The 7,939-nt window shown below is 47.8% G+C and carries 8 protein-coding genes and 1 pseudogene; 4 read left to right on the top strand and 5 right to left on the bottom strand.

Going from position 1 to position 7,939, the window contains the following annotated elements; genetic code table 11:
- The 4 genes and pseudogenes from B4G81_RS13385 to B4G81_RS13370 all read left to right on the top strand — a co-directional run.
- A partial coding sequence (locus B4G81_RS13385; RefSeq protein WP_294083313.1) for an Rne/Rng family ribonuclease occupies positions 1-1,195 on the top strand: 1,195 nt, incomplete at its 5' end.
- A gap of 143 nt (positions 1,196-1,338) precedes the next feature.
- Positions 1,339-1,638 (top strand): annotated as a pseudogene (gene rplU, locus B4G81_RS13380) (50S ribosomal protein L21); the annotation flags it as partial.
- Between the two features lie 470 nt (positions 1,639-2,108).
- Positions 2,109-2,378 (top strand): 50S ribosomal protein L27, encoded by a 270-nt coding sequence (gene rpmA, locus B4G81_RS13375; protein WP_294083311.1) that lies wholly within the window; start codon positions 2,109-2,111, stop codon positions 2,376-2,378.
- A 118-nt stretch (positions 2,379-2,496) separates the two neighbouring features.
- The gene (locus tag B4G81_RS13370) at positions 2,497-3,828 is read left to right on the top strand and encodes a class I SAM-dependent methyltransferase (protein ID WP_294083309.1); all 1,332 of its coding nucleotides are present in this window, start codon (positions 2,497-2,499) and stop codon (positions 3,826-3,828) included.
- 188 nt (positions 3,829-4,016) lie between these two features.
- Here B4G81_RS13370 and hisIE read toward each other — a convergent pair whose 3' ends face one another.
- From hisIE to hisB, 5 genes are all read right to left on the bottom strand, one after another.
- On the bottom strand, positions 4,017-4,604 hold the full coding sequence (gene hisIE / locus B4G81_RS13365; protein ID WP_294083308.1) for a bifunctional phosphoribosyl-AMP cyclohydrolase/phosphoribosyl-ATP diphosphatase HisIE: 588 nt from the start codon (positions 4,602-4,604) through the stop codon (positions 4,017-4,019).
- Positions 4,601-5,353, bottom strand: a complete 753-nt coding sequence (gene hisF / locus B4G81_RS13360; RefSeq protein ID WP_294083307.1) for an imidazole glycerol phosphate synthase subunit HisF — start codon at positions 5,351-5,353, stop codon at positions 4,601-4,603. Before hisF ends, hisIE begins: the two co-directional genes overlap by 4 nt.
- A 103-nt stretch (positions 5,354-5,456) precedes the next feature.
- Positions 5,457-6,170, bottom strand: a complete 714-nt coding sequence (gene hisA, locus B4G81_RS13355; RefSeq protein WP_294083306.1) for a 1-(5-phosphoribosyl)-5-[(5-phosphoribosylamino)methylideneamino]imidazole-4-carboxamide isomerase — start codon at positions 6,168-6,170, stop codon at positions 5,457-5,459.
- A gap of 3 nt (positions 6,171-6,173) precedes the next feature.
- Positions 6,174-6,752 carry an imidazole glycerol phosphate synthase subunit HisH gene (gene hisH / locus B4G81_RS13350; protein WP_294083305.1) on the bottom strand — a complete coding sequence of 193 codons (579 nt, stop codon included), beginning with the start codon at positions 6,750-6,752 and terminating at the stop codon, positions 6,174-6,176.
- 92 nt (positions 6,753-6,844) lie between these two features.
- Positions 6,845-7,933, bottom strand: a complete 1,089-nt coding sequence (hisB, locus tag B4G81_RS13345; protein WP_294083304.1) for a bifunctional histidinol-phosphatase/imidazoleglycerol-phosphate dehydratase HisB — start codon at positions 7,931-7,933, stop codon at positions 6,845-6,847.
- Between the last annotated feature and the right edge of the window lie 6 nt (positions 7,934-7,939).

Raw genomic sequence — 7,939 nt, 5'->3', positions numbered from 1 at the left:
ACAGGTGATCAAGCAACCGGGCGGGTCGAAGGGCGCGCGCGTAACGACGCATGTTACGTTGCCCGGACGGCTGCTGGTGCTGATGCCCACCGTCGACCATATTGGCATCTCGCGGCGTATAGAGGACGAGGCGGAGCGCGAGCGCCTGAAGGAATTGGTTTTGCGCATCAAGCCCGCGGGCATGGGTGTGATCCTCCGGACGGCCGCCGAACATGCCTCCGAGGAAGAGATTGAGGCGGAGCTGCGCTTTTATGCGCGGCTGTGGGACAGGATTTGCGATAAGGCGGATTTTCTGACGGCGCCCAGGCTGATCCATGCGGAGGAGAATCTGCTGTTTCGCACGGCGCGGGACATGCTGACGGACGATGTGACGGAATTTGTCATCAATGATAAAGATTATTTTGAAAAAATCACTGCGTTGGTGAACATTATTTCGCCCAACCTGGTCGGTACGCTGCAGTTTTATGACAAGCCAGGCAATATATTTGACGATTACGGCATAGAGGATAAGATTTCCAAGGCGCTGATGCGCAAGGTCTGGATGAAGAACGGATGCTATCTGGTGATAGACGAGACGGAAGCGCTGACCGTCATTGATGTCAATACAGGCAAATATATTGGCGAGGACAACCTGCAAGAGACGATACTCAACGCCAACATCGAGGCGGCTGAAGAAATTGCAAGGCAACTCAGGCTCCGGGATATCAGCGGGATTATCGTGATCGATTTCATCGACATGGAAAGCGACGAAAACCGCAGGCTGGTTGTGGAGCGGTTGGACGAGGCGCTGAAGAAAGACAGGACGAAGTCCAACGTTTTTGGGATGACGGAACTGGGCCTGGTGCAGATGACCCGTAAAAAGATGCGCCGGGGGCTTTCCAGCCTGACGCAGGCAACATGCCCCGTATGCGGGGGCAGCGGCAAAGTGTACAGCATGGAAAGCATGGCGATGCGGGTGCGCCGGGATGTGGTTCGGGCCGTAAAAACGGATACGCCCGCCAGGTACCTTGTCGAGGTGGCGCCTGCGCTGGAGGAATACATTGTATCCAAAAACAACCAGAACCAGGCGGTGTTGCCGATATTTGAAAATGTACAGTTCTATGTACGGGGTTTGCCGGGGGCGCATCCCGAGCATATACAGATCACCAAACTGCCGGAGAAGAATATGCCCAACGGCGCACAGGTTTTTTGTTGACAAGCGCTCTGCCAGTGTGATAAAATCATTAATTGAGCCGCTCGCAAAAGGTATCGCAGCAAATTGATTTGTTGCAACAACGCATTTTGCAGAAAAATGGACCTTTATGCGGCGAGACTGGTTTGAGGAGGGAAAAATTTATAATGTACGCGATTATCAAATCGGGCGGCAAGCAGTACAAGGTGGAAGCAGGGAACATTATCCGTGTAGAGAAGCTTGATGCGCAGCCCGGCGACGAGGTGAAGTTCGACGTCCTGATGACCGTGGATGGCAAAACCATAAAGGTGGGCGATCCGCTGGTTGACGGCTTCGAAGTGAAGGGAAAGGTACTGGAGCACGGCAAGGCAAAGAAGGTTGTTGTGTTTAAGTACAAGAAAAAGAAGGATTACAGGAAAAAGCAGGGCCACAGGCAGCCGTATTCGAGCGTGGAGATCATTGCCGTAGGCGATGAAAAAGCGGAGAAGAAAACTGCTGCAGCCAAGAAAACGGAAACCGCGAAAAAGACAGACGACGCGAAAGCGGCGGATGTAAAAGCGACAGAAGAGAAGCCTGTTAAGAAAGCTGCGCCTGCCAAGAAGGCCGAAACGGCCAAAAAAGCTGAAGGCGAGAAAAAGCCGATGGCAGCGAAGAAAACCGAAGAAGCGCCTAAGACGAAGGCTGCGACTTCCGCAAAGGCCCCGGCGGCGAAGAAGGCTGACGGCGCAAAAACAACCGCGAAAGCGGATGCGGAACCGAAAGCGCCCGCCAAAAAGGCCCCGGCGAAAAAAGCGCCTGCCAAAAAGGCGGACGATACCGTGAAGAAAGCAACTGCAGAGAAAAAAGAACCGGCGAAGAAGCCTGCGGCAAAAAAAGCGGCTGAAACCGGAACTGAAAGCAAATAAAGACCAAGCAGGATAAGAGAGGTGTTTGATAGATGGCACATAAGAAAGGTGTAGGTAGTTCCAAGAACGGCCGCGAATCGGAAAGTAAACGATTGGGCGTTAAAATATTCGGTGGTGAAACGGCAAAAGCCGGTAATATACTCGTGCGTCAGCGCGGTACATCCCACCATCCCGGAGAGAATGTGGGTATGGGTAAAGATCATACCTTGTTTGCACTGGTAGATGGCGTTGTAGTTTTCCGTAAAAGGAGAGACAACCGCTCATTCGTGTCGGTGCAGCCGAAAGTACAGGCAGAAGCCTAACGGTAATTGCCTTTGGTATTCCGGTAAAAACGGAATTTGATCCATAAAATATAATTTTTTAGTTGATAAAAACAGCCTGCTTTCCAAAGTATGGTTGTTTTTATTTTTATAGGGTTCTATGCAGTTGACTTCCGAACAAAAGCAGTTTATCCGTGCGCATGAGCGTGACGATATCCGTGAAACGGCGTTGCGTTTCATGCGTGCCGATATGCCTTTGTTGCTGAATCAGATCGCAGGGAGGCAAGTGGCGGAAAAGAAAATTCCATCGTGGTATGCGGAGGAAGATATCGTTTATCCGCCGCACTTGTCGTTGGAACAATCCTCTTCTGAACTGACCGCCCGTTACAAGGCTTCGCTGGTTTCAAGGGGGGATAGATTGTTTAGTGGTTTTCCTCCCTTCGTTGAGGTGGCGAATGCGGGGGCGGTTGAGGGTGGCAACAACTCCTTTGCCGATCTGACCGGAGGAATGGGCGTGGATTTCTCTTTTCTCTCACCTCGTTTCCGGAAAGCAGTCTATGTAGAGCAGAATCAGGAATTATGCCGTGTCGCGGAACATAATTTCGAGGTGTTGGCATTGAAGAATGTGACGGTGTATTGTGCGGGAGCAGAGGATTTTTTAAGAGAAACACCTCCTTTACACTTTATCTATCTCGATCCTTCACGGCGGGATGATAGCGGTCGTAAAGTGTTCCGGATTAAGGATTGCACCCCTGATATATTGGAAATAAAACCGTTGTTGCTGGAGAAATCGAGTAAGATCATGGTGAAATATTCACCCATGCTGGATATTTCTTTGGCGGTGAAAGGCCTTGGTTGTGTGAGTGAGGTGCATGTGGTTTCAGTGGAGAACGAGTGCAAGGAACTGCTTTTTCTCCTGTCTAAAACTGTCTTGGGGAAAACTGAAAGAGAGTTGGTGGATTTCCCCGCGCAATCGGCACTTTCCTCCAATAACTGTGCGAATTCCATGGAAAGCCCCCGTTTTGTGGCGGTAAACCTGAAACGGTCGGGCGGGGGAGAGCACTTTTCATTTACCATGGCACAAGAACAAAAAGCCGTGATTCCTTACGCCTCTAACCTCGGACGTTATCTGTACGAACCCAATGCCTCCATCCTCAAAGCGGGTGCTTTTAAATCGGTGGCAGCGGTGTACGACCTTCAAAAATTACATGTCAGCAGTCATTTATATACTTCAGGCAAACTCGTAGAGGATTTTCCCGGTCGTATTTTTGAGGTCGTGTCATTTTTCATCCCCAACAAGAAAAATATAAAGGCCTTTTCACAGGATACGAAAAAAGCGAACATTACTGTCCGTAATTTCCCGATGACCGTCGCTGAAATCCGCCGTAAAACCGGATTACAGGATGGCGGCGATGTATATCTGTTCGCTACCACACTTTCCGACGAACAGAAAGTCTGGATTGTCTGCCGGAAAGTACCTGTAACCGTTTAGTCTATATCGGACGATTGTCATTGTTTGTGGTACAGGGGTTGGGCGAATAAAGGAGTGAAATCATTCTTCTTCCAACTCCTTGATTTCGTTCCCCCCGGGGAATAAGTCTTTCTAAAAGTTCCTCGCCGGTAACGGCTTTTTTCAAGTCCCCGTCTTCCGTTTTCAGGATATATTCTTTAGGAATACCTTTATTTATGCCTTTCTACCAATATCGCTTCAATATCTTCCAGTTTTAGTTTCTTGGTTTTTAACAGGATCAGGAAGTGATAGAGCAGGTCGGCCGCTTCGTTTTTGAACAGGTCAATATTGTCGTCTTTGGCTTCGATCACCAACTCCACGGCCTCTTCTCCCACTTTTTGGGCTACCTTGTTCACTCCGCGGCTGAACAGCTTTGAAGTATAGGATCCTTCCGGGTTTTCTGTGATTCGTTGCTCGATCACGTTTTCCAGTTCATAGAGGAACCCTTTGGGGCGCTTTTCGCCGAAGCAGGATGCGGAACCGGTATGGCAGGTTGGTCCTTGCGGATAGACCTTGATAAGGATGGTGTCGTTGTCGCAATCCGTCAGGATTTCGTCCACGATCAGCCAGTTGCCCGATGTCTCTCCTTTTGTCCAGAGGCGGTTTTTACTTCTGCTGAAAAAAGTTACTTTTCCCTCTTTCCGGGTTTTCTCCAATGCTTCTTCGTTCATGTAGCCTACCATTAATACCTGTAAGCTGAGTGTGTCTTGAATGACGGCAGGCACTAATCCTCCCGATTTTGAAAAATCGATATTCATCGTATGGGTATGTTTTGAGTTTTTAAATAATCTTTGAGGGTGGGGATGGATATCTCCCCAAAATGAAAAATGCTGGCAGCCAGTGCCGCACTTGCTTTTGTTTTTGTAAATACTTCCGAAAAATGTTCAGGTGCTCCGGCACCTCCTGAAGCAATCACAGGAATGCATACTGCTTCGCTTACCGCTGCCGTGATATCAATGGCAAAGCCGTCTTTGGTGCCATCGTTGTTCATGGAGGTAAGCAGTATCTCCCCTGCTCCACGTTGCTCGCCCTCCTTTGCCCAGTCGACAGTACGAAGGCCGGTTGGTGTCTTACCTCCATGGGTATAGACGATCCATTCATTGTCCTGAAAATTGGTGTCGATGGCCAACACCACACACTGGCTTCCAAATTGTCCGGCAATCTCGGTGATCAGTTCGGGCCGATTGACAGCAGCCGAGTTCAGGCTGACCTTGTCTGCACCTGCTTTTATAATAGCACGGGCATCGTCCAACGAGTGGATACCTCCACCTACGGTAAACGGGATATTGATCTCCTGTGCAACACGTGTAACCAGTTCGGTAAGTGTTTTGCGCTTTTCGATAGTGGCGGTGATATCCAAGAATACCAACTCGTCCGCACCTTCTTTTACGTACCGTTTAGCAAGTTCCACCGCATCACCGGCATCACGGATATCTACGAAATTGATCCCTTTTACGGTTCGTCCGTCTCTGATATCAAGACAGGGTATAATTCTTTTTTTCAACATCTTTTTTGTTTAATATTTCATCAATTGACATCATTACATCACCACATGACCATTACTTCCCGAAGGTTGGGACAAATTGTCCCGATTCATCGGAATCAGTAAATCAAGTAAGCTCCCGCAATTGCGGCAGACCAATTTTTCCTTCGTAAAACGCCTTTCCGATGATGGTACCGTTGCAGCCGAGCTGTTTCAGGGTGATTAAATCATCGACGGATGAAACACCTCCGCTGGCAATCAGTTTTACACCGGTTTTTTCAATGATTTCCCGGTACAATTCATTGGAGGTTCCCTGCAACATGCCATCTTTCTGGATATCGGTACAGATGACGTAAACGACTCCTTCTCTTGTATAATCGGAGATAAAATCGATCACATCCAGTTCTGACTCTTGCGTCCAGCCATGTGTAGCAATCTTGCGGTTGTTGCTGTCGGCACCGAGAATAATTTTCTCCGGACCATATTTGTCGAGCCATTGGCGGAAAATATCAGGTTGTTGCACGGCAATGCTGCCGCCGGTAATTTGTGCCGCTCCATTCTCGAAGGCGATACGTATGTCCTTGTCCGATTTGATGCCACCACCAAAATCTACTTTAAGAGAAGTTTTTGAGGTGATATCGTGTAAAACCTTATGGTTGACAATATGCTTGGAGCGAGCACCGTCGAGATCCACTACATGCAGGTATTGTATGCCGTTGGCTTCAAATTCTTTGGCTACCTCGAGCGGATCTTCGTTATATATTTTTTGTGTGCTGTAATCGCCTTTGGTAAGGCGTACGCACTTACCGTCTATAATATCTATGGCAGGAATGATTCTCATACTCTATAGTGCTAAAAAATTTTTCAGTATCCTTTCGCCTACATCACCCGATTTTTCGGGATGAAACTGTGTAGCATAAAAATTGTCCTTTTGCATTGCCGCACTGAACGGCAGGATATAATCGCAACGGGAGATAGTCTCTGGACAGATTTCGGCATAGTAGCTATGTACAAAATAGACCGTGTCTCCCCTACCAAAGCCGGTGAAAAGGGGGCTTCCCTCCACCGCCATATTATTCCATCCCATATGGGGGACGATGTCTAAAGCCGGAAACTTTTTCACTTCCGTATCAAAGATACCCAAACACTTTGTATCTCCCTCTTCCGAATGGCGACACATCAGTTGTAATCCAAGGCAGATACCTAATGTCGGCCGGACCAGCGATTGAATAATTTCATCCAATCTTTTATTTTTTAGATATATCATTGCGGATCCTGCTTCCCCTACGCCCGGAAAAATCACTTTTTCCGCAGATTGGATTACACTGATATCGTCAGTCACCCTACAATCGTAACCCAACCGCTCAACCGCATTCCTGACGGAAGTGATATTGCCGGCATTATATTTGATAATTGCAATCATTCTTTCATTGCTTTTAATCGTTGAATCAGTAAATCATCACTACTTCCCGAAAGTCGGTACAAGTTACCGGGATCGGCACATCATTACATCAATCACAAACTTCCTTTTGTGCTGGGTATTCCTCCCGTACCGTCTCTTTTTACAGCCATTTTTATGGCACGAGCAAAGGCTTTGAAGATGGATTCTATCTTATGGTGTTCATTGTCGCCTTCGGCTTTAATATTGAGATTACACCTGGCGTTATCGCTGAACGATTTAAAAAAGTGCATAAACATTTCTGTGGGGAGATCGCCTACGTATTCACGTTTGAATTCAGCTTCCCATACCAACCATGGACGTCCACCGAAGTCGATGGCCACCTGCGCCAGACAGTCGTCCATCGGCAGCAGGAAACCATACCGTTCGATTCCCTTTTTTTTGCCTAATGCCTGTAGAAATGCTTCTCCAAGTGCAATGCCGGTATCTTCAACAGTGTGATGCTCATCCACCTGCAGATCGCCTTCGACGCGGATAGTGAGGTCTATATTGCCGTGGCGTGATATCTGGTGAAGCATATGGTCGAAGAATCCTATTCCGGTGGCAATATCGCTTTTCCCGTTTCCATCGAGGTTTACCTCTACGAATATATCGGTTTCGGATGTCTTCCTGTCTGTTTTACCTTTCCGCGGTTGTTGCTTCAGATACCGGTAGATCTCCCCCCAGTCGGAGGTAGACAAAGTGGCTTGGGGATATGAATCGTTGCTTAATAGAATAGATTTACAATTTATATTTTCAGCTAATTGGACATCTGTAATACGGTCGCCTATCACGTAAGAATATGCCAGATCGTACTCGCCTTTCAGATAATGGGTAAGCATACCTGTACCCGGTTTGCGGGTAGGCCGGTTTTCGTGGGGAAAAGAGCGATCGATCAACACTTCGCTGAAGTGCACCCCTTCATTTTCAAAAGCCTTGATAATCTTATTCTGTACCGGCCAGAAGGTTTCTTCAGGAAAAGAAGAGGTACCCAGTCCATCCTGGTTGGTGACCATCACCAGTTCATATTCCAATTCATCCGCGATACGGGAGAGATTCCGGAATACCTTGGGATAGAACTCCAACTTTTCCAAACTATCGATCTGTTCGTCTTCCGGCTCAATGATCAATGTCCCGTCCCGGTCGATAAATAATACTTTTTTCATTTTTTA

The sequence above is a fragment of the Proteiniphilum sp. UBA5384 genome, assembly GCF_002410825.1.
In the GTDB taxonomy this organism is placed as follows: domain Bacteria; phylum Bacteroidota; class Bacteroidia; order Bacteroidales; family Dysgonomonadaceae; genus Proteiniphilum.
This window is presented reverse-complemented; position numbering and strand designations above follow the sequence as displayed.

Bases quoted from the DNA above. Each gene is read 5' to 3' on its own strand.
- rpmA (WP_294083311.1), top strand. From the start codon at position 2,109: ATGGCACATAAGAAAGGTGTAGGTAGTTCCAAGAACGGCCGCGAATCG.
- B4G81_RS13370 (WP_294083309.1), top strand. From the start codon at position 2,497: ATGCAGTTGACTTCCGAACAAAAGCAGTTTATCCGTGCGCATGAGCGT.
- hisIE (WP_294083308.1), bottom strand. From the start codon at position 4,604: ATGAATATCGATTTTTCAAAATCGGGAGGATTAGTGCCTGCCGTCATT.
- hisF (WP_294083307.1), bottom strand. From the start codon at position 5,353: ATGTTGAAAAAAAGAATTATACCCTGTCTTGATATCAGAGACGGACGA.
- hisA (WP_294083306.1), bottom strand. From the start codon at position 6,170: ATGAGAATCATTCCTGCCATAGATATTATAGACGGTAAGTGCGTACGC.
- hisH (WP_294083305.1), bottom strand. From the start codon at position 6,752: ATGATTGCAATTATCAAATATAATGCCGGCAATATCACTTCCGTCAGG.
- hisB (WP_294083304.1), bottom strand. From the start codon at position 7,933: ATGAAAAAAGTATTATTTATCGACCGGGACGGGACATTGATCATTGAG.